Raw genomic sequence first — 20,549 nt, 5'->3', positions numbered from 1 at the left:
TGTTTACGGGCGGCGGATTGGAGGATGCGCGCCATTGCCTATATGACTGACAACAACGAAGCCGGTTTGTGAAAGCCGGCATCCTCCGACATCTGGAAGGTCATCATGAAAAAGATCGGATTTTTATCCTTCGGCCACTGGACGCCCTCGCCCCAGTCGCAGACCCGCTCGGCTGCCGATACCCTGCTGCAATCGATCGATCTCGCTGTCGCGGCGGAAGAGCTGGGAGCCGACGGCGCCTATTTCCGCGTGCACCATTTCGCCCGTCAGCTGGCTTCCCCCTTCCCGCTTCTGGCCGCGGTGGGCGCCAGAACGAAAAGCATCGAGATCGGCACCGGCGTCATCGACATGCGTTATGAAAACCCGTTCTACATGGCTGAAGACGCAGGTTCTGCCGATCTCATCGCCGGCGGCCGCCTGCAACTCGGTATCAGCCGCGGTTCGCCGGAACAGGTGATCGACGGCTGGCGTTATTTCGGTTACCGCCCCGCTGAAGGCCAGAGCGAAGAGGATATGGCGCGGCAGCATACCGAGGTCTTCCTCGAACTCTTGAAGGGCGAAGGTTTCGCTGAGCCGAACCCGCGACCGATGTTCCCGAATCCGCCCGGCCTTCTGCGGCTGGAGCCGCATTCCGAAGGGCTGCGCGAGCGCATCTGGTGGGGTTCCAGTTCCAACGCCACGGCAGTGTGGGCGGCAAAGCTTGGCATGAATCTGCAAAGTTCCACCCTGAAGACGGACGAAACGGGCGAGCCCTTCCATATCCAGCAGGCGCAGCAGATCCGCACCTTCCGGGAAGCCTGGAAGGAAGCAGGTCACAGCCGCGAGCCGCGTGTGTCGGTCAGCCGCAGCATCTTTGCGCTCGTCAATGATCGCGACCGGTCCTATTTCGGTTATGGCAACGAGGGTGACGACAAGATCGGTTATATCGACGACAAGACGCGCGCGATCTTCGGGCGCAGCTATGCCGCCGAGCCCGAAAAACTGATCGAACAGCTGAAAGCCGACGAGGCCATCGCCGAGGCCGACACGCTGCTTCTCACCGTGCCGAACCAGCTAGGCGTCGAATACAACGCCCATGTGATCGAGGCGATCCTCAAGCAAGTGGCGCCCGCACTTGGCTGGCGCTAAATTTGGAAAATTACATCATCCGCACTCCGTCACCCCGGGCTTGATCCAGGGTCCAGCGCGATCAAGTCCTTGATCGCGAAAGACTCTTTTCACGGCGCAGACGCGCCGTGGCTGGATACCGGCTCAAGGCCGGTATGACGGAGGACGCGTTTTGCCTTCCCTGCAATATGGGCTATGCCCGGCTGCTCATTTCACCGATTTGCCATAGCGGGCAATGCTTTCGGCCAGAGGCGTAGTGCTGGCGCCCGGAAGCTCGGGCCGCTTGTAAACGCCGTCGCGAACATGGATCGGTTCTTCGAAATGATCCTTGATCCACGGAATATATTCGAGAATGGTCGAGGCCGGATGCCAGTAACTCAGATGTACATGCACCTGGCTCATCTCGCCGGCATGCGGCACGACGGGCAGGCGACGGGCGAGTGCAAGGTCGGCGACCTGGATATATTCGGTGATGCCGCCGAGCCGGGTCACATCCGGCTGGACATAGGCAACCGCACCCGCATCGATGAATGAGCGGAACGCATCCACCGTATAGAGCTGCTCCCCGAGCGCGATGGGAATGGACGTATTCCGCGCCAGCCGCGCATGGCTCGTGACATCGTCATACCAAAGCGGCTCCTCGAACCAGTAGATATCCAGATCTTTCGCCGCCACGCAGAAGCGCTGGCAGGTCGGCAGGTCCCACTTGCCATTGCCGTCAATCGCAATCCTGACGGAAGAGCCGACGCGTTTGCGGACGGCTGCAAGCCGCGCAATGTCGATATTCGGATCGTCATGCCCGACCTTGAGCTTCAGGCGGGTGAAGCCATCTTCCTCCACCGCCTTGGCGCTGCCCGCCAGCAGCTTCTCCAGCGTGAAGGAAAGCCAGCCGATATCGGTATTATAGGCTTCCACCCCGGCAGTGCGCGCGCCGCCCAGGTAATGCCAGAGCGGCACGCCCGCCTTTTTCGCCTTCAGATCCCAGAGCGCCACATCGACCGCGGCCAGCGCCAGATGCGTGATGCCTGCACGGCCAACCCATTGCAATGCCGGGTAACGGGCAAGTTTCATCCAGAGCCGCGAATGGTCGGAGGCGTCCTCCCCCACCAGCAGGGGCGCATAACAATCGCTGATGCAGGATGTGATCAGCCTGTCCGATGGCAAATGTGCATGGGTGCCGGTGAACCCATAGCCCTCGAGACCGTCACTAGTGGTGATTTTTGCGCCGACGACGCCCCAGTGAGTGATGCTGTGGGTGGAATCGGAAATCGACTCCGAGGTCAGCGGCAAATGCAGGATGAAAGGTTCGACAGCGGTTATTTTCATGATCGGTCAGTTCCTCGACGCTTGAGCGGCCTTTGAGGAGGAATAAACGGATGCCCCTTCCTGATCGAAGCCCGACGGTTGGCCGCCGGAAAATCCTCACCCCGCAGTCATTGACCGCAAGAGCGCCCTTCAGGGGAACGCCAGACCGCCCTCCTCCAGCAGCCAGCTTCCGATGACCGATAGAGCTAACGGAAAAACGACCATTGTAAAATAAAAATTTTTATTTTTAATATTTGACCATTGCCTGCCTCGTAAAGCTGAGCGATGATGTTTCCATGAACACGCTGGTCAAAGTCACACTCGCCGAACAGGCGCATCAGGAACTGCGGGCACGCATCGTCAGCGGCAGATTGCGCGGCGGCGAGCGCCTGCTGCCCAATGAGCTTGCCGCCGATCTCGGCATCAGCCCGACGCCGGTCAAGGAAGCCTGCCTTAAACTCGAGGCGGACGGGCTGGTGGTCAATTCCTCCCGGCGCGGCATGGTGGTGCGTGATTTTACGGTGGAGGACGTGGAGGAACTCTACGCCGCCAGAATGCTGCTGGAAAAAGGTGCCGTGGAAGTGGCCTTCGACGCCGGGCAACTGGATGAAGCGCTGCATGCGCAGCTTCTGCAAAGCCTCGTAAAACATCGCGAATTTGCCAAAGGCACGACCCTCGACGAATTGTCGAAGGCGCTTTTTTACGACCGCCGCTTTCACACCGATCTGGTTTCGGCCGCACGCATTCCGGTCATTTCCGGTTCGCATGAGCGCATTCTCGACCAGACCCATACGGTTTTCGTGTCGATCCTCGGCGACTATGCCCGCTCGGTCGAGGAGCACCAGAATATTGCCGATGCCATTGCCGCCGGAAGCAAGGCCCAAATCATCGACGCCCTGTGGCGGCATCTCGAGCGCAGCCGGCAGAATACGCTGCGCCAGGTACGCATACTCAAAGAGGCTCGCGCCTGATCCATTCAAAATACCGCCATTCAGATAAAACGGGAGGAACTGACATCATGGGCGAAAACCCGGACGCCGCAATTCCAGTGGCCCATGCCACGGATTTCTCATTCGGAACGGGAAAGTCGCATCGATGACAGACAGGCTTTCCGCTGCCGCCCTGCCTCGCCTGCCGCAATCCGTCGCAACACCCGCCTATGACCGCCAGACCGCGACACCGGGCATCGTGCATCTTGGCGTCGGCGCCTTTCACCGCGCGCATCAGGCGGTTTTCATCGACGATTGCCTCAACCGCGGCGAGACGCAATGGGGCATTGTCGCCGCATCGCTCAGAAGCCCGGACACCCGCGACGCCATAGAGCCGCAGGATAATCTCTACACCTTCTGCCTGCGTGACGGAGAAAGCGAGCGCCTGCGCGTCATCGGCTCCATCCTCGAAACCATCGTCGCACCTGAGGACCCCGAACGGCTGGTGGAACGGCTCTCCGATCCGCGCGTCCTTATCGTGACGCTGACGGTGACGGAGAAGGGTTATCTGACCAATCTCGCATCCCGAAGCCTGCTGCGCGATCACCCCGATATTCTCCATGATCTTCAAAATCCGGACCGGCCGCGTTCCATCTTCGGTTTCATTCTTGCCGCCACAAGGCGCAGGCGCGCTGAGGGCTCCCTGCCGCTGACGCTTCTGCCCTGCGACAACCTGCCGGCCAACGGACATGTGCTGCGAAAGCTGCTGCTGGAATTTGCGAGCCTTGCGGACAAGGAGCTGGCAACATTCATCGAAACCAATATTGCCTTCCCCTGCTCGATGGTGGACCGGATCGTTCCCGCAACCACCGATAAGGATCGGGATGCGGTATCAACGGCACTTGGTGCGCGCGATGCCTGGCCCGTGGTGGCCGAGCCCTATTTCCGCTTCGTCATCGAGGACAATTTTCCGCATGGAAGGCCGGCGCTCGAAAAATCGGGCGTGGAATTTGTCGGCAATGTCGAACCATATGAGCATATGAAGCTCAGAATGCTCAACGGTTCCCACAGCGCCATCGCGGCCATCGGCCAGATCGCGGGCCTTGCGACGGTGGCCGATGCCTGGGCCGAAACGCTTGTGCGCGATTTCATCGATGCCTATTGGCGCGAGATCGACCGGACACTCGATCCCGCCGTCGACGGCGCGGAATTCGTGGCTGGCCTGCGGGAGCGTTTCGCCAACCCTTCCCTGCAACACAGGACGATGCAGATCGCCTCCGACGCTTCGCAGAAAGTGCCGCTGCGCATTCTCGCCCCCTTACGCGAATTGCTGGAAGAGAAGGCCGAAAGCAGGGCCGTCATTTTCGCGGTCGCCCTGTGGATCCGGTCCTGCGCGGACAGGGATGAAAAGGCTCAGCCGATCACCATTCTCGATCCTGCTTTCAAGGAATGGGATGCCCCGGACCAACTGACAATGCCGCCCGATTCCGTCGTCGACCGTTTTCTCACCTTCGGGCGCACATTTGGCGAGGACCTTCCTGAAAACGAGACCTTCGTCTCAACCCTGAAGGCCGCTTATCGCAATATTCGGGAAAATGGCGCGCTGGGGGCCATCGGCAAGTTTTTAAAGTCCTGAAAAAAGAACAGGCCGGAAATCCGGCCTGCCCAACTTTACTCACCGGTAAAAATCACTCAAGCCGTCGCGGCCTGCCGTGCCGCCTTGCGGCGTTCCACGCGGGCGCGGATGGCGTCGACATCCGTGATCGGCGTGGCTGCAAAAAGCTGGCGTGTATAGGCGTGTTTGGGATCGGCGAACAGTTCCTCGCGCGTTCCCTGCTCCACGGCCTCGCCCTTCGAGATGACCATCACGTCATCGGCGATATAACGGACCACGGAAAGATCGTGGCTGACGAAGACGTAGGTGAGTTCGAACTCTTCCTGCAGATCCCTGAGCAGGTTCAGCACCTGCGCCTGTACCGACAGATCGAGCGCCGAGACTGGTTCGTCCAGCACCAGAAGTGCCGGATTGAGCATCAACGCCCGTGCAATGGCGATGCGCTGGCGCTGGCCGCCAGAGAACATGTGCGGATAGCGGTTGAAGTGTTCCGGCCCAAGGCCCACCTTCACCAGCATGGCTTCAGCCCGCTCGCGACGCTCGGAAGCCGGCATCTTTGTATTGATGACGAGCGGTTCCATCAGCACGTCGCCCACCTTCTGGCGCGGATTGAGGCTGCCATAGGGGTTCTGGAACACCATCTGCACCTTGGAGCGCATGTCGGTACCGGGACGACGCTTGGCGATATCGACCGGCTGGCCATCAATCTTCAGCTCGCCGCCGGATGCCGGATCGATCAGCGCTATGATACGCGCAAGCGTCGACTTGCCCGAACCGGATTCCCCGACGATGGCGAGCGTCTTGCCACGCTCGACAGCGAAATCGATGCCCTTCAGCGCCTGAACCGTCTTGGCGCCGCCAAACAGGCCGCCCGGAACGTGATAATGGCGGGTAATGCCCTTGCCTTCGACAACGATGCTCATTGAACGCCCTCCTTGCCGAAGAAATCGGAAACCGTGGGCAGGCGGTCACCGGTCGCATTTTCCGGCAGGGCCGAAAGCAATGCCTTGGTATAGGGATGCTGCGGGGCTTCGAAGAGGCTTAAGACATCCGCCTCCTCCATCTTGCGGCCCTTATATTGCACCACGACGCGGTCTGCGGTTTCCGCCACAACACCCATGTCATGGGTGATGAGGATCAGCGCCATGCCATATTCTTCCTGCAGGTTCATCAACAGATCGAGTATCTGTTTCTGGATCGTCACGTCGAGCGCGGTCGTCGGCTCGTCGGCGATCAGCAGACGCGGTTTGGAGGCGATTGCGATCGCGATCATCACACGCTGGCACTGCCCACCGGACATCTGGTGCGGATAGGCATTAAGCTTGGTTTCCGGATCGGGAATACCGACGGCCCGGAACAGTTCGAGCGCCCGCGCCCGCGCGGCGGAGCGGCCCATGCCGAGATTGAGGCGCAGCACCTCCTCGATCTGGAAACCGACTGTGAACGACGGGTTGAGCGAAGCGACCGGCTCCTGGAAGATCATGGTGATCTCGCGGCCGATCAGCTTGCGACGCTCCTGCGGCGTCATCGCCAGCAGGTTCGTGCCGTCGAAGGTCATCTCGTCGGCGGTAATCGTCGCCGTATCGGGCAGAAGCCCCATCACGGCGAGCATCGATACCGACTTGCCCGAACCGGACTCGCCGACGATGGCGAGCACTTCGTGCTTGTCCACGGACACGTCGATGCCGTTGACGGCCGTGAACGCGCCGGTGGCCGTGGCGAACTTGACGGTGAGGTTCTTGATTTTCAGCAGGCTCATCGGTCAGCTCCGCTTCAGTTTGGGATCGAGCGCATCGCGCAGCCCGTCGCCCATCAGGTTGATGGCGAGCACCGATACGAGGATCGTGAGACCCGGAAGGGTAACGACCCACCAGGCGCGCAGGATGAACTCGCGGGCCTCGGCCAGCATCGTGCCCCATTCGGAGGCGGGCGGCTGCGCGCCCATGCCGAGGAAGCCGAGAGCCGCCGCATCAAGAACGGCGGACGAGAAGGAAAGCGTCGCCTGCACGATCAATGGCGCAAGGCAGTTTGGCAGGATGGTCTTGAACATCAGCCGGAAATTGCCGGCACCCGCCACACGGGCGGCCGTGACATATTCACGGCGCAACTCGCTCATGACAGCCGCACGCGTCAGACGCGCGAAATGCGGCTGGTAGACGATGGCGATGGCGATCATGGCATTGGTGAGACCAGGCCCCAGGATCGCGACCAGCACCAGCGCCAGAAGCAGCGACGGAAACGCCAGGATGACGTCCATCACGCGCATGATGACGGTATCGACCCAGCCGCCAAAGAAACCGGCGACGAGACCGATGACGATACCGCCGACAAGGGCGATGGAGACGACGACGACGCCGATGAACAGCGAATATTGCGCACCGTAGATCAGCCGGGACAGCATGTCGCGACCGACCGCATCGGTGCCGAAGAAGAAGCCGGCGCGGCCGCCATCCTGCCATACGGGCGGAACGAGCAGAGCGTCGCGATATTGCTGCGTCGGATCATGCGGCGCGATGAGCGGCGCAAAAACCGCCACCAGCACCAGAAGAAGGAAGACGGCGAGACCGATGACGGCGCCACGGTTCTGGCGGAAGTAGAACCAGAAATCGGCGATCATCCGGCGGCGGATGGCGGCGTCCGAAAGACGGACGCCGGGGGTGGTGGTCACATCGCTCATTTGTGACGGATCCTCGGATTGATGAGGCCATAGGTCAGATCGACGAGCAGGTTGACGACCATTACCAGACCCGCAATCAGAAGCAGGCCGCTCTGCACGACGGGATAGTCGCGGCGCGAGATGGAATCGATCATCCACTTGCCGATACCCGGCCAGGAAAAGATGGTTTCGGTCAGGATCGCGCCCGCCATCAGCACGCCAATCTGCAGGCCGATGGTGGTGATGACCGGGATCATGGCGTTACGCAGCGCATGGATACCGACGACGCGGGAGGGCGACATGCCCTTGGCACGCGCGGTGCGCACGTAATCCTCACTCAGGACCTCCAGCATTGCCGAGCGCGTCTGGCGCGCAATGACCGCAAGCGGAATGGTGGCAAGCACCACCGAGGGCAGGATGAGATGCGACAAGGCCGAGGCGAAGGCGCCCTTTTGCCCCGAAATCAGGCTGTCGATCAGCATGAAACCGGTGACGGAGGGGAAGAAATACATCAGCGAGATGCGGCCCGACACCGGCGTCCATTGCAGGATGCCGGAGAACATGATGATGAGCAGCAGTCCCCACCAGAAGATCGGCATGGAGAAGCCCACCAGCGCGGTCGTCATGGAAATCTGGTCGAACCAGGAGCCACGGCGGATGGCGGCGATGACGCCCACCGGCACACCGATCAGCGTTGCGATGATGATGGCGACGAGGCCAAGCTCGACCGTCGCGGGGAAGAGCGACAGGAACTCGGTCAGAACGGGTTTCTTGGTGACCAGCGAATTGCCGAGATCACCCTGAAGCAGCCGCCCGAGAAAATGGAGATATTGCTGCCAGATTGGCTGGCTGAAGCCGAGCTGCTCGGCAAGCTGCGCATGCCGTTCGGGTGAAATGCCGCGCTCACCCGCCATCAACAGCACGGGATCTCCCGGCAGGACGCGAACGAAGGCAAAGGCGACAATGGTAATCCCGAGAAAAGTCGGAACGAGATAGAGAAGTTTGCCGAAAATGAACCGGATCATGGTTTTTTCCTGAAAAGACGCGCGGAAGAACCGAGTTCTTCCGCGCGTCCTGTTACTTGGGATTACTCCGCGATGTCGACGGATTCGAAGGTGAAGTCGCCAAGCGGGCTCATGGTGAAGCCGGAAACCTTGGCAGACATCGGAACGAACTGCGTGGAGTGCGCAAGCGTCGCCCACGGAGCCTGTTCCTTGAAGATCACCTGCGCCTGCTCATAAAGCTTGGTGCGCTCGGCAACGTCAGTGGTCTGCTTTGCCTTGGACAGCAGCTCGGAGAACTCCTTGTTGCACCACTGAGCACGGTTCGCACCGCCTTCGCCGGTTGCGGCGCAGGAGAGCAGAACGCCCATGAAGTTGTCCGGGTCACCGTTGTCGCCGGTCCAGCCGAGGATGACGGAACCGTCACGGTTCACTTCGGTCGACTTCTTGAGGTATTCACCCCATTCGAAGGAGACGATCTCGGCCTTGACACCGACCTTCGCGAAATCCGACTGGATCAGTTCGGCCGTGCGGCGGGCGTTCGGCATGTAGGGGCGCTGCACCGGCATTGCCCAGATCTTCATCGACAGATCCTTGACGCCAGCGGCTTCGAGAGCCTTCTTGGCAGCTTCCGGATCGTAGGCATCGTCCTTGATGCTGTCGTTGTAGGACCACATGGTCGGCGGGATCGGGTTCTTGGCAACCTGGCCTGCGCCCTGGAACACGGCGTCAATGATCGCCTGCTTGTTCATCGCCATGTTCAGCGCCTTGCGCACTTCCGGCTTGTCGAAAGGTGCAACAGTGGTGTTGTAGGCGAAGTAGGCAACGTTCAGGCCCGGCTGTTCATCGAGCTTGAGGTTCTTGTCGGCGCGGATGGCGGCAAGGTCAGCCGGTGCCGGATAAGGCATCAGGTGGCATTCGCCGGCCTTCAGCTTCTGCAGGCGAACGGCGGCATCCGGCGTGATTGCGAAGATCAGATCGTCGATCTTCGGCGCGTCACCCCAGTAGTCGGCATTCTTCTGGTAGCGGATGACCGCGTCCTTCTGATAGGCGACGAACTTGAACGGACCGGTGCCGATCGGCAGGTTGTTGAAGTCTTCCTTGGTGCCGGCCTTGTCGAGCGCATCGGCATATTCCTTCGACACGATCGAAGCGAAAGGCATGGCGATGTTGGCGAGGAACGGCGCTTCCGGGCGCGTCAGCACGAACTTGACCGTGTAATCGTCAACCTTGACGATTTCCTTGATCAGCGACGGCATTTCCATGGAGTTGTAATATTCGTAGGTGATACCTGCGATATACTGGTTCCACGGGTTCTTCGCGTCGCCCTGGCGGTTGTAGCTGAAGATCACGTCATCGGCGTTGAAATCGCGGCTCGGCGTGAACTTGTCGTTGGAGTGGAACTTCACACCCTTGCGCAGGTGGAAGGTGTATTCGAGGCCATCGCTCGAAACATCCCATTTTTCAGCAAGGCCCGGCTCAACTTCGGTCGTGCCCTTCTTGAACTCGGTCAGACGGTTGTAGACCGGATGCGCGGAGGCATCGAAGGTGCCGCCGGCGGTGTAGGGCGACGGATCGAAGCCTTCCGGCGACGCCTCGGAGCAATAAACGAAGGTCTTCGCCATGGCAGGCACGGCGGAAGTAATCGCAAGCGCAGAGGCGATAAGCAAACTGCGGGTCAGCGTTTTCATCTGGTGGTCCTTTCCCTCTTTTTCTGAGTTCCTGCGGCCCCGTCCGGGGGCCTACCTCTTCTGGTCAGCAGCGACGCGGGAACCCCCGTGTCGCTGTTCGGTCCTTTGCCTCCCGACCAATTACCCGGCGACCGGCTGAAACAGCCGGTCGAGGTTCTTCTCCGGAGGGCAGAACCAGCGCGGTCCAGCCTCCGTCATATAAACAATGTCCTCGAGACGGACGCCGCATTCCCCATAAACGCAAAGCATCGGCTCGATGGAAAAACACATGCCCGGCTCAAGCGCCGTGGCATTTCCTGCAACGATATAGGGTTCTTCGTGAATATCCAGCCCAAGCCCGTGGCCGGTGCGGTGCGGCAGTCCGGGAAGCTGATAATCCGGGCCGAAACCGGCCGCTTTCAGACTGTCGCGCGCGGCCTTGTCCACATCCGAACAGGCAGCGCCGACCTTAGCCGCGTTAAAGGCCGCAGCCTGTGCATCGCGTTCGGCGTTCCAGAGAAAGCGCTGCCGATCCGTCGGCTGGCCGAAAACATAGGTGCGGGTGATATCCGAACGGTAGCCGTGAAGAATGGCGCCGAGATCGACCAGCACCATGTCGCCTTCATTCAGCGTCTGCGCATAGGGCACGCCATGCGGATAGGCCGTCGCCTCGCCGAACTGCACCGCCACGAAAAGCGGCTTCAGGCCAAGCGCAATATGGGCGGCGTTAACGAAATCAGCTACTTCGGTGGTGGAAACGCCCGGACGCAGCCCCTCGAACACAGCCTTCTGCACGCCATAGCTTGCATCCATGGCGGTCTGGATAAGGGCGATTTCGGCGGCGGACTTGACCTGTCGCTGGGCGACGATCAGCGGCTGGGCGGAAATGATCCGTCCTTCCAGACGCTGCATCAAAGCCGAAGCAAAAACAAAAGGTGTGGCTGGATCGATAGCGACAAGATGGCCGGAACAGGAAAGCGCGTCGATACGCGTCGTCATCAGGTCAAAGGGATTTTCATCCTCTTCCCAAACGACGACCTCACCCGGAATACGGATCAGGGTCTGAAGCTTCGGCTCCTCGAAGGTCGGGCTGACATAGACCGGGGCGCCTTCGGCCGGCACCAGGACGCCGTGAATTCGTTCGGAAAGACCAAGCGACAGGCCGGTATAATAGGTCAGCGACGATGATGCATCGAGCCAGACCGCCTTGATGTTCTGCTGGATCATTCGCGCTTGCAGGCCGCGTAGTCGCAACCTTAGTTCGTCTTCAGCGATCGATGAAACCGCGATCGGCTGAAACCGCTTCAGCGCCTCTTGAAAGTCTGCCATTCTCTCCCCGCCGCTTTCGGGCGCACAGACACAAGCGTGCCGGCAACCTCCCAAGCGTTCTTTTGCCCATGCTTAAACACAGGCCGGAGGCTAAGCAATGGGCCAGCACCGCCCACCGCCACAAAACTGTGCATATTCATCTAGACATAACGAAATCGTGATCGACACGCGTCCGATTTCCGCACTCGTCGCCTTGACGGAGAAATCCGAAATCCCCCGGAAATCCATGGGGGAAGATGCAAAAGCACCGTCGGCACATAGCCGGTGCGCGGAAACTCGCGCATGAGACTCTTCGGAAATGAGGCCCAGAAAAGGAAAAAGCCTGCCGCGGGAGGAGGTGCGGCAGGCTTCAAACTTGATCGGCGACTGGGAGGAGGAGTGCCACCGATCCACATCGAGCGACGCTGGGAGGAGGAGTGCGTCGCTTCGATGATTTGAATATAGCGACTTCCGCGCTTTTTAACAGAGCGAGTCTCGCAATGCAGCATTGCATTTCTGCATAGCTCGAAAAATCCTGCTCTGTTTTTCAGCACTCCCCGGAATACACTGAGAAATCAGCTTTCCCGATAGACCTGAAAACCGGCAAAGGACTGGTTGACCGGCATGAGTTCGAGGCTGTTGATGTTGATATGCTTGGGCTGCGAGGCGACCCAATAGATCGTATTGGCGATATCTTCGGCCGTGATCGGGTTGACGCCCTTATAGAGATTGTCCGAGGCATCCTGGTTGCCGCCGGTTCGCACCAGCGTGAATTCGGTTTCGCACATGCCGGGTTCGATGGAGGTAACCCGTACGCCCTTGCCATGCAGGTCTGAGCGAAGACCGAGTGAGAATTGGCGCAGGAAGGCCTTTGTGCCGGCATAGACATTGCCGCCGGCATAGGGCCAATGCGCAGCCACCGATGAAAGATTGACGACAATGCCCCTGCGGTCGATCAGGGTCGGCAAAAGCTGATGGGTGATGTTCAGGAGGCCGGTGATGTTGGTGTTCACCATGGTCTGCCAGTCTTTCAGCGGCACCTGCGGCGCAGGCGCCGTACCGAGCGCCAGGCCGGCATTGTTGACGAGGATGTCGATGTCCCGGAAACCCTCCGGCAGTGCCGCAAGCGCCTTTTGTGTCGCATCTTCATCTGTGATGTCGAAAGCGACACCATGAAAGGCGGAGCCGAGTTCCTTCGCCGATGCTTCCAGCCGTTCGGCCCGCCGGCCGGTGCCGATGACTTTCCAGCCTTCCTTGATGAAGCGCTGCGCCGTGGCCTGTCCGAAACCGGATGTAGCGCCGGTGATGAGGATGGTACCGCTCATGATGATGTCTCCGCTAGATTTCTTCTGTCAGGGTCAGTCTCTGTCAATAATTTTGCGGCGGCCACAGCGAGGCAGCGCCTGTAGGCGTCCAGATCCGTATACAGCGCCTCCCCGGACGCGTTTCCGACGATGATGACGCCGCCGCGCCGCACGATCCCGCCATGCAGCATGAGATTGTCGACCATGTCGAAATTCTCGATCGACAGCCCTTCCGGCCCGCGATACCGGCCGGTTTCGTCAATTGCGGCAATACCGCCGTAATGCGCCTTGATGCGGGTGAAATGATTGGCCGCGACATTGGTATAGGCGAAAACCGGCTTGCCCAGCGCGCACATGAACCCAAGTTCGTAGCTCGTTCCCGTATCGGCGGCGATACCGCGGAACGGCGTTAGATTGGCGATCACCGCATCCGCTTCCAGCATCATCTGCTCATCGATGGCATTGATGTTGCAACCGTGGCCGATCTTCGTATCCGCCGGAGGGATTTGCAGATCACCCGGCGATAGCGGCACAAAACCGGCTTCCCGCGCAAGCGCGGCCTTGAGATCAAGCATTTCACGCGCGTTCGGGAGGAAAACTTCCGGTCCGGCGAGATAGATTTTCTTTGTCATCGGGAATTTCATGCAATCTGGAAGAAAAGGATTTCCCGAACCTAACCCGGGGACTTTCGCAAAGGCAAGTGCCAAGAGGCCCGCGAAGGACCTTGGACGGACCTATAAAACGGTATCGTCCGGCTGCTCTTTCCGTTATAGCCGGAGCAACGAACTGGAAATTCCTGGAGCAAGACATGGCCGCACCCATCCGTTACCACGAAGGCGATATTTCCGCCGAAGATGCCGCACGTTATACCGGCGCCATCGCCATCGACACGGAAACGCTGGGACTGGTGCCGCGCCGTGATCGTCTCTGCGTCGTCCAGCTTTCGCCGGGCGACGGCACGGCAGACGTCATCCGCATCGCCGCCGGCCAGAAGGAGGCCCCGAACCTTGTCCGGATGCTTGCCGATCCCGCCCGCCAGAAGATCTTTCATTATGGCCGTTTTGACATTGCCGTTCTGTTCCACACCTTCGGCGTGACGACCACGCCGGTTTTCTGCACCAAGATCGCCTCGCGCCTGACCCGCACCTATACGGACCGGCATGGGCTGAAGGACAATCTGAAGGAAATGCTGGAAATCGATATTTCCAAGGCGCAGCAATCATCGGACTGGGCAGCGGAAACCCTGTCGCCCGCGCAGCTTGAATATGCTGCCTCCGACGTGCTTTACCTGCATGCGCTGCGCGACAAGCTGACAGCCCGCCTTATCCGCGACGGCCGCCTCGATCACGCCGATGCCTGTTTCGCCTTTCTGCCGACCCGCGCGAAGCTCGACCTTCTCGGCTGGGAAGAAACGGATATTTTCGCCCATAGCTGAGCGTTCCCGCAGATTGTTTAAGCACTGATTTACCAGAACTGCCTATTCTCGGCCGCAACTTTGGGCGGCCGGGGACTTTCCAGATGATTACTCCGCTACAGCAGACGGCAGGCATTGCAGTCAGCGACATCATGCGGTCGATGGTCGAGACCATCGAGGAACGCCAGCGCGAAGAGCAGGAAAAGGCAAACGGCACCCAAAAGGATGACGCGGTCAAAACGCAGCCGCAGCCGGACGAAAGCCAGCGTGTCGCCAATGAAAAGATAAGCGCCTATCTGTTCGGCATCATGAAGCCGGACGCGGATCCCTTCGCCTCGCTTGTTTCCCGCTTCTCCTCCGCCCTCGGCATCACCCAGGAAGCCAATGAATCGAACACCTCTTTCGCGCAGAGGCTTCAGGACGCGCTGACCCTGACTGAAAATTTCGAAAAAACCGATGCACAGGGAAAAGCCACGAAGATTTCCCTGACATCCTTCGGTGTCTCGGAAGCGCAGGTCCTGAACGTTCTGAACAACGGCGTCGGCGCCAAGACAGACCCCATGGCCGCCCTTGCTGCACGCATCGCGGCAGGCGCCGGCCTGTCGGGCAAGGAAGAGGATTTCGGCGAGCAGCTGTCGAAGGCCATCATGGCGGCGCGTGCCACCCTGCCCCGGACTGTCGAGGATCTGGAAGAATCCACGGGTCTCAAGGAACTCGGCGTTTCCGCGCAACAGATGATCGCCGCCATCGCCAACCCTTATGGCGATGCCGCGCGCGCCGTCAAGGATGCGCTGAACGAGCAGGCGCAGGGTACGCGCTTCATGACACGGGAGACGCTGAAGGTCATCCAGCGCCTTGAAGATGTCGCAGACCCGAAGAGCAAGGAAGAATTGCAGGCTGAGCGCGGGAAAAATCGCATCGGCGAGATCAACGATGCGGAAGTTGCGGCCGAGCGGGAAGAGGATATCCAGACCCGCGATGCGCAGGGCAAGCTTGAAGATGTGCAGGAATTGCAGGATGTCGTCAAAGAACATCTGGACGCCTCCGCCGATGAAAAAACGGACGCGGCAGGCGAGCAGGGTCCAGTCGATATTTCTTCGGAAATGGCCCTGATTTCCGTACTTGCCGCAACGCCGGCCGCTGAACCTGCTCCTCCTGAAAACGATAACGAAGCTGCCGGCAAGGATGCACCCGCGTCGCCAGCTGAAGCGGAAGACGACGCCGAAAAACTGCTCGATGCGCAGGCCGTTATCGAGGATGCCCGAGACACCATTCTGCCGATCTCGATCGACGACAATGGCCTTTATGAACTGCTGAAGAAAAAGGCGGCATGATTGCTGCTTCCCATAGTCACTTGAGCGAAACATGATGTGAGTTCAGACATGTCCGATATTTCAGGCATATCCGGCACCGCCAGTCACGATGCCGAACAGAATGCGGCACAGACGCTGCTCTCCATGGCTGCCCCGTCGCTTGTCCCGGATGACGTTGTTTTTGTCGCGCCGGTCGAGGAAGATAACCTCATCGCCCCTGAAGATATCCGTCCGGAGAGAAGCTTTCCAAAGGCGAGCTGGCTCGATGCGATGCCGCCGGAGGCTCTGGATCAGACGGTCAGCGACCCGGATCACATTTCATCGGTCAATTCCGACGATAATGGGCTTTACCGCATGTTCATCGGCGTTTCTCCCTGAAGGCACCAGTGAACGGCACTGCCCGTGGTTAGCCAAATCTTAATATCTGCAGGTCAAGCTTCGGCTTAATGATTCTGTGTGCTCCGACAAGAGCTGGTATTCGGGCCGGTGGCGCGCACGGCGCTCCCGCATGAGCGGGCGAGATGACACCTGTACATCACCGGCGCGGCAATCTTTCAACATACAGCCAAATGCGGATCAGAGAGCCAGGAGGGCCCTTTCGCAGCCAGCGGCGGTAATCGATAGGAACGGAGCGCAGCATGTTACCGCCTGTACCGAAAATTCCGGCCGCCGATGCCGCCTATGGAGCCTCAGCCACACCGACACCGCGCGGGCAGCAGAAAGAGGTCGCGCAGCCACAGGCAAGCAATGCCGCACCCGGCAATGGCAGCAGTCTTTTTGCCAGAGCCGCGATCGCCTCCCTCGCCAGCGAATTTCAGCTTTCCCGCAGCACCGCCATTCTGGCGGAAACGCTCGGCAAGCTGATGAACCTGCCAAGACAGGACGGCGAAGCCATTCAGGCCTACGTGGTGCGTCTGACGGACGCCATTCGCGCCCTGCCCGCCCCGCAGCGTCTGGCACTGGAACAACAGGTCGCAAAGGTCCTGCAGGGATTGAGCCTTTCAATGCTGGCCGAAATCCTGAAACAGCCAACGGGACCGGATGCCGCACGCCTTGCACTTCTGATCGAGCTTTCCCGCTACAAGGGAATGGATCTTGCCGCAAAGGCCGTCGTCTCCTCCTATCAGCAGAATAATTCGGCCAATCCAACGCCAGCACAGCCACCACAACCGAAGGCCCAGACACCCCAAGGCCAGAACGCGGAAAGCCGCCCGAATGCGGCTGCGGCTGCGCAACTGTCAAATGCACAGACAACCGGCAGGCTCCTGTCCCAATTCATCGGCCTGCCTGCCCTTGGTGCCGCAGCAGTAAAAGCGATGGCCACCGCATTGCCGGACCTGCGGACCAATCTTCCTGCCTCGCCCACCGACCTGCCCGATTCTTCACCTGAAGCGGCAAGAACGGACGGAAAGGCCGAAAGCGCGGCACGTCCGCCTCAACTGCAAACGGGAAACGCGGCAAAGGAAGGGACCGCACCGGCGGAGACCCATTCGGCAAAATCCCCACGGGCAGAAAATGCCGAAACGCGACCTGCCCTGCCGCTTCGGGACGTGGTGAAGGCCGAACAGAAGGACGCGCGGGCGGCCCTGCTCCAGCCATCCGGCCAACCTGCAGGCGATGCCCGAGATATGGAAAACCTGCTGCTCGCCGCCCTGACCGGCAAACTTCCTGCCAGGGCAACAGCCACGACCCAGCCCGCCGCCACTCCACCGGGCATTCCGCCACAGCAGCCGGAAGAACAGCCTGCCGAAAAAACCGCTTCGGCAACAGCCGCCGCCCGCCCGTCCGGCGAGGAAACGGAAACAATCGCCAATAGGCCCGAAGCCCAGCCCCTTCCCCGCGCCGCCATTGATCCGGAAGCCAGAATGGCGATGCTCGAGCAATCGGCGTCGCAATCGCTGATCGCGGCAGCCCTTGCGAAAGAAGGCACGCCGCTACCACTTGTCGCCTATCCCCCGGCGGAAGACGATCATGAATCGGAAAGTCCGCATCGCGGAAGCGGGCCGTTTTCCGAGGAGGAGGCGGAAGGCGAACCGGAGGGTGAAAATCCTGGCGCTCAGGATGAAGCCGAAGAACGTGTCGCCGCCAATGACGAGACCGACGAGCCGGAAGCAGCTTCCGATGACAGCGCTGAAAACTATTATCTGCGGATGAGCGGCATGCTCTGAGCACCGCGTCGCTCTTCCATTCCTGACGCGGACGATAAACCCAATAAAAAACCCGCCGGAAATTCCGGCGGGTTCTTCATTTTCAAAGGATCGAAGCGATTATTCGCCGCGGTTCTTCAGAGCCGCGCCGAGGATGTCGCCGAGCGAAGCGCCCGAGTCGGACGAACCGAACTGTGCGACGGCTTCCTTCTCTTCAGCGATTTCCAGCGCCTTGATCGAAAGCATGACCTTGCGGTCCTTCTTGGAGAAGTTGACGACGCGGGCGTCGAAAACCTGACCGACCGAGAAACGCTCCGGACGCTGATCGTCGCGATCGCGTGCGAGATCGTTGCGGCGGATGAAGGAGGTGATGTCCTCGTGGTTGACGAGCTTCACTTCCACGCCACCGTCGTTGACGGCGATGACTTCGCACGAAACAACGGCGTTCTTGCGCAGATCGCCGGAGGTCGCGGCTTCGCCGACGGAATCCTTGCCGAGCTGCTTGATGCCGAGCGAGATGCGTTCCTTCTCGACGTCAACGTCAAGAACGACAGCCTTGACGACGTCACCCTTGTTGTACTCTTCGATGACCTGCTCGCCCGGACGGTTCCAGTCGAGATCCGACAGGTGGACCATGCCGTCGACATCGCCTTCGAGACCGATGAACAGACCGAATTCAGTCTTGTTCTTGACTTCGCCCTCAACTTCAGTGCCGGCCGGATGGCTGTAGGCAAATGCCTGCCACGGGTTTTCCAGCGTCTGCTTGAGGCCGAGCGAGATACGGCGCTTGGACGGATCGACTTCGAGAACGACAACGTCGACTTCCTGGCTCGTGGACAGGATCTTGCCGGGATGTACGTTCTTCTTGGTCCAGGACATTTCGGAAATGTGGATCAGGCCTTCGATGCCCGGCTCCAGCTCGACGAATGCACCGTAGTCGGTGATGTTCGTGACCGTACCGGAGATCTTCTTGCCAACCGGGTACTTGGCGGAGATGCCATCCCACGGATCGGACTCGAGCTGCTTCATGCCGAGCGAGATACGGTGGGTTTCCTGGTTGATGCGGATGATCTGAACCTTGACCTGCTGGCCAATGTTGAGGATTTCCGAAGGATGGTTGACGCGGCGCCATGCCATGTCGGTAACGTGCAGCAGGCCGTCGATGCCGCCGAGGTCAACGAACGCACCGTAATCGGTGATGTTCTTGACGACGCCGTCAACAACCTGGCCTTCTTCGAGGTTCTGAACGATTTCAGAACGCTGCTCGGCACGCGACTCTTCGAGAACCGTACGGCGCGAAACAACGATGTTGCCGCGACGCTTGTCCATCTTGAGGATTTCGAAGGGCTGCGGGTTGTGCATCAGCGGGGTAACGTCGCGGATCGGACGGATGTCGACCTGCGAACGCGGAAGGAAGGCAACAGCGCCGTCCAGATCGACGGTGAAACCACCCTTGACCTGGTTGAAGATAACGCCTTCGACGCGCTCGCCAGCTTCGAACTTGGCTTCGAGCTTGACCCAGCTTTCTTCGCGGCGAGCCTTCTCGCGCGACAGAACGGCTTCGCCGAGAGCGTTTTCGATGCGCTCGACGTAAACTTCGACTTCGTCGCCGACCTTCAGCGTGCCGTCCTTGGACTTCGCGCCGAATTCCTTCAACGGTACGCGGCCTTCAACCTTGAGGCCGACGTCGACGATGGCAACGTCCTTCTCGATTGCCGTTACGATACCCTTGGCAACATAGCCTTCGGCAAGATCGTTGGAGGCAAAGGATTCTTCGAGAAGCGCTGCGAAATCTTCGCGCGTGGGGGTAGATACTGACATGAAATCTCCTGATTGCATCCGCGCAATGGCGAATACAAAAGCGCCGGTGGGCTAGTGTTGTTGATACCCGACCCCATGCCCGCCTTTTAAAAGGCTTTCCGGCGCAAGGACATGTCTTCGGGCAATTCCGGACTAAACGCAGACGGCAGGAAGCCGTTCCGCGAGAAACCTATCTCTCCAGGGCGGCGTCGATGATCGTCCGCGCGGCCTGAAACGCCGCCTCTATACTCATTTCCGACGTATCTAGCAAGTGCGCGTCTTCAGCCGGCTTCAACGGGCTGTCGGCGCGGCCCATGTCGCGCTCATCGCGTTTTTTCACTTCAGCGAAAATGGCATGATAATCCGCAACGCTGCCATTGGCGAGGATTTCATCATAACGCCGCCGCGCCCTGACGTCGGGCGAAGCCGTGACGTAAAGCTTCACCGGCGCATCCGGGCACACCACCGTCCCGATGTCACGGCCATCCAGAACCGTGCCCGGCTCCTTTAATGCAAAACGCTGCTGCGCCTTGACCAGCGCCCGCCTTACCGGCGTCATGACCGCAATCTTCGAAGCCGCCTCGCCGATATCGTGCCGGGAAAGGACAGAGCGGTCGAGGCCGGCAAGGTCGAGTTCCAGCGCCACTTTTTCAGCGATGGCCTCATCATCGAGCGGCAGGCCGGCATCAAGAAGCGCCTTGGCCGTCGCCCTGTAGGTCAGCCCGGTATCGAGATGATGGAAGCCATAGGTCTGCGCAATCTTGCGTGACAAAGTGCCTTTGCCCGCCGCAGCCGGCCCGTCTATGGCGATCGTGAAGGTCATGAAGCTTTCTGCCTGTGCATTGGTCATTGATACAATATGGAGTACGGGATGTTTCCCGATATTTATGAGCATCCCCGCATACAGCTTGCGGCAAGGGAAGACGACATCCGAAGTTTGTCTTTGACACGAAAGACCGCAACGATTAAGGGGACCGGCT

Annotated in this window: 18 protein-coding genes; 7 read left to right on the top strand and 11 right to left on the bottom strand. The window is 59.8% G+C overall.

Annotated elements, in window-relative coordinates:
* The first annotated feature begins 105 nt into the window (after window positions 1-105).
* On the top strand, window positions 106-1,128 hold the full coding sequence (locus AGR13A_RS20445) for an LLM class flavin-dependent oxidoreductase (protein ID WP_080839017.1): 1,023 nt from the start codon (window positions 106-108) through the stop codon (window positions 1,126-1,128).
* A 186-nt stretch (window positions 1,129-1,314) separates the two neighbouring features.
* On the opposite strand, the gene AGR13A_RS20440 is transcribed toward AGR13A_RS20445, so the two are convergent.
* Complete coding sequence (locus AGR13A_RS20440; protein ID WP_080839016.1) at window positions 1,315-2,433, bottom strand: mandelate racemase/muconate lactonizing enzyme family protein; 1,119 nt, start codon at window positions 2,431-2,433, stop codon at window positions 1,315-1,317.
* A 275-nt stretch (window positions 2,434-2,708) separates the two neighbouring features.
* On the opposite strand from AGR13A_RS20440, the gene AGR13A_RS20435 reads away from it, so the two are divergent.
* Both AGR13A_RS20435 and AGR13A_RS20430 read left to right on the top strand, forming a co-directional pair.
* Window positions 2,709-3,383 (top strand): GntR family transcriptional regulator, encoded by a 675-nt coding sequence (locus AGR13A_RS20435; RefSeq protein ID WP_080840372.1) that lies wholly within the window; start codon window positions 2,709-2,711, stop codon window positions 3,381-3,383.
* Between the two features lie 124 nt (window positions 3,384-3,507).
* Window positions 3,508-4,977, top strand: a complete 1,470-nt coding sequence (locus AGR13A_RS20430) for a mannitol dehydrogenase family protein (protein WP_080839014.1) — start codon at window positions 3,508-3,510, stop codon at window positions 4,975-4,977.
* 56 nt (window positions 4,978-5,033) lie between these two features.
* Here AGR13A_RS20430 and AGR13A_RS20425 read toward each other — a convergent pair whose 3' ends face one another.
* From AGR13A_RS20425 to AGR13A_RS20385, 8 genes are all read right to left on the bottom strand, one after another.
* Window positions 5,034-5,879 carry an ATP-binding cassette domain-containing protein gene (locus tag AGR13A_RS20425; RefSeq protein WP_003498445.1) on the bottom strand — a complete coding sequence of 282 codons (846 nt, stop codon included), beginning with the start codon at window positions 5,877-5,879 and terminating at the stop codon, window positions 5,034-5,036.
* Window positions 5,876-6,715, bottom strand: a complete 840-nt coding sequence (locus AGR13A_RS20420) for an ABC transporter ATP-binding protein (protein WP_003498444.1) — start codon at window positions 6,713-6,715, stop codon at window positions 5,876-5,878. Before AGR13A_RS20420 ends, AGR13A_RS20425 begins: the two co-directional genes overlap by 4 nt.
* A gap of 3 nt (window positions 6,716-6,718) precedes the next feature.
* Window positions 6,719-7,633 carry an ABC transporter permease subunit gene (locus AGR13A_RS20415; RefSeq protein WP_035223614.1) on the bottom strand — a complete coding sequence of 305 codons (915 nt, stop codon included), beginning with the start codon at window positions 7,631-7,633 and terminating at the stop codon, window positions 6,719-6,721.
* Complete coding sequence (locus AGR13A_RS20410) at window positions 7,630-8,637, bottom strand: ABC transporter permease subunit (RefSeq protein ID WP_035223617.1); 1,008 nt, start codon at window positions 8,635-8,637, stop codon at window positions 7,630-7,632. The genes AGR13A_RS20415 and AGR13A_RS20410 overlap by 4 nt, the downstream gene beginning before the upstream one ends.
* Before the next feature lie 62 nt (window positions 8,638-8,699).
* Window positions 8,700-10,304, bottom strand: coding sequence for an ABC transporter substrate-binding protein (locus AGR13A_RS20405; protein WP_080839012.1), 1,605 nt, complete (start codon window positions 10,302-10,304; stop codon window positions 8,700-8,702).
* A 120-nt stretch (window positions 10,305-10,424) separates the two neighbouring features.
* Entirely contained in the window at window positions 10,425-11,612 is a 1,188-nt protein-coding gene (locus tag AGR13A_RS20400; RefSeq protein WP_080839010.1) for a M24 family metallopeptidase, read from the bottom strand.
* A 554-nt stretch (window positions 11,613-12,166) separates the two neighbouring features.
* Window positions 12,167-12,916, bottom strand: a complete 750-nt coding sequence (locus AGR13A_RS20390; protein WP_035223623.1) for an SDR family oxidoreductase — start codon at window positions 12,914-12,916, stop codon at window positions 12,167-12,169.
* Complete coding sequence (locus AGR13A_RS20385; protein WP_080840370.1) at window positions 12,913-13,527, bottom strand: nucleoside 2-deoxyribosyltransferase; 615 nt, start codon at window positions 13,525-13,527, stop codon at window positions 12,913-12,915. Before AGR13A_RS20385 ends, AGR13A_RS20390 begins: the two co-directional genes overlap by 4 nt.
* Before the next feature lie 176 nt (window positions 13,528-13,703).
* Between AGR13A_RS20385 and AGR13A_RS20380 the strand changes: the two genes are divergently transcribed.
* From AGR13A_RS20380 to AGR13A_RS20365, 4 genes are all read left to right on the top strand, one after another.
* Window positions 13,704-14,330, top strand: coding sequence for a ribonuclease D (locus AGR13A_RS20380; RefSeq protein WP_035223625.1), 627 nt, complete (start codon window positions 13,704-13,706; stop codon window positions 14,328-14,330).
* Window positions 14,331-14,413: 83 nt separating this feature from the next.
* Window positions 14,414-15,643, top strand: a complete 1,230-nt coding sequence (locus AGR13A_RS20375; RefSeq protein ID WP_080839008.1) for a hypothetical protein — start codon at window positions 14,414-14,416, stop codon at window positions 15,641-15,643.
* Window positions 15,644-15,691: 48 nt separating this feature from the next.
* Window positions 15,692-16,000 carry a hypothetical protein gene (locus tag AGR13A_RS20370; RefSeq protein WP_035223631.1) on the top strand — a complete coding sequence of 103 codons (309 nt, stop codon included), beginning with the start codon at window positions 15,692-15,694 and terminating at the stop codon, window positions 15,998-16,000.
* A gap of 260 nt (window positions 16,001-16,260) precedes the next feature.
* Window positions 16,261-17,790, top strand: coding sequence for a hypothetical protein (locus AGR13A_RS20365; protein WP_080839006.1), 1,530 nt, complete (start codon window positions 16,261-16,263; stop codon window positions 17,788-17,790).
* Window positions 17,791-17,889: 99 nt separating this feature from the next.
* On the opposite strand, the gene rpsA is transcribed toward AGR13A_RS20365, so the two are convergent.
* The gene (rpsA, locus tag AGR13A_RS20360) at window positions 17,890-19,590 is read right to left on the bottom strand and encodes a 30S ribosomal protein S1 (RefSeq protein WP_035223636.1); all 1,701 of its coding nucleotides are present in this window, start codon (window positions 19,588-19,590) and stop codon (window positions 17,890-17,892) included.
* A 169-nt stretch (window positions 19,591-19,759) separates the two neighbouring features.
* Entirely contained in the window at window positions 19,760-20,419 is a 660-nt protein-coding gene (gene cmk, locus AGR13A_RS20355) for a (d)CMP kinase (protein WP_167377606.1), read from the bottom strand.
* Window positions 20,420-20,549 lie beyond the last annotated feature (130 nt).

The organism is Agrobacterium genomosp. 13 str. CFBP 6927 (genome assembly GCA_900012615.1).
GTDB lineage: Bacteria > Pseudomonadota > Alphaproteobacteria > Rhizobiales > Rhizobiaceae > Agrobacterium.
This window is presented reverse-complemented; position numbering and strand designations above follow the sequence as displayed.

Coding starts and splice junctions, on each gene's coding strand:
- AGR13A_RS20445 (WP_080839017.1), top strand. CDS start 106: ATGAAAAAGATCGGATTTTTATCCTTCGGCCACTGGACGCCCTCGCCC.
- AGR13A_RS20440 (WP_080839016.1), bottom strand. CDS start 2,433: ATGAAAATAACCGCTGTCGAACCTTTCATCCTGCATTTGCCGCTGACC.
- AGR13A_RS20435 (WP_080840372.1), top strand. CDS start 2,709: ATGAACACGCTGGTCAAAGTCACACTCGCCGAACAGGCGCATCAGGAA.
- AGR13A_RS20430 (WP_080839014.1), top strand. CDS start 3,508: ATGACAGACAGGCTTTCCGCTGCCGCCCTGCCTCGCCTGCCGCAATCC.
- AGR13A_RS20425 (WP_003498445.1), bottom strand. CDS start 5,879: ATGAGCATCGTTGTCGAAGGCAAGGGCATTACCCGCCATTATCACGTT.
- AGR13A_RS20420 (WP_003498444.1), bottom strand. CDS start 6,715: ATGAGCCTGCTGAAAATCAAGAACCTCACCGTCAAGTTCGCCACGGCC.
- AGR13A_RS20415 (WP_035223614.1), bottom strand. CDS start 7,633: ATGAGCGATGTGACCACCACCCCCGGCGTCCGTCTTTCGGACGCCGCC.
- AGR13A_RS20410 (WP_035223617.1), bottom strand. CDS start 8,637: ATGATCCGGTTCATTTTCGGCAAACTTCTCTATCTCGTTCCGACTTTT.
- AGR13A_RS20405 (WP_080839012.1), bottom strand. CDS start 10,304: ATGAAAACGCTGACCCGCAGTTTGCTTATCGCCTCTGCGCTTGCGATT.
- AGR13A_RS20400 (WP_080839010.1), bottom strand. CDS start 11,612: ATGGCAGACTTTCAAGAGGCGCTGAAGCGGTTTCAGCCGATCGCGGTT.
- AGR13A_RS20390 (WP_035223623.1), bottom strand. CDS start 12,916: ATGAGCGGTACCATCCTCATCACCGGCGCTACATCCGGTTTCGGACAG.
- AGR13A_RS20385 (WP_080840370.1), bottom strand. CDS start 13,527: ATGACAAAGAAAATCTATCTCGCCGGACCGGAAGTTTTCCTCCCGAAC.
- AGR13A_RS20380 (WP_035223625.1), top strand. CDS start 13,704: ATGGCCGCACCCATCCGTTACCACGAAGGCGATATTTCCGCCGAAGAT.
- AGR13A_RS20375 (WP_080839008.1), top strand. CDS start 14,414: ATGATTACTCCGCTACAGCAGACGGCAGGCATTGCAGTCAGCGACATC.
- AGR13A_RS20370 (WP_035223631.1), top strand. CDS start 15,692: ATGTCCGATATTTCAGGCATATCCGGCACCGCCAGTCACGATGCCGAA.
- AGR13A_RS20365 (WP_080839006.1), top strand. CDS start 16,261: ATGTTACCGCCTGTACCGAAAATTCCGGCCGCCGATGCCGCCTATGGA.
- rpsA (WP_035223636.1), bottom strand. CDS start 19,590: ATGTCAGTATCTACCCCCACGCGCGAAGATTTCGCAGCGCTTCTCGAA.
- cmk (WP_167377606.1), bottom strand. CDS start 20,419: ATGACCAATGCACAGGCAGAAAGCTTCATGACCTTCACGATCGCCATA.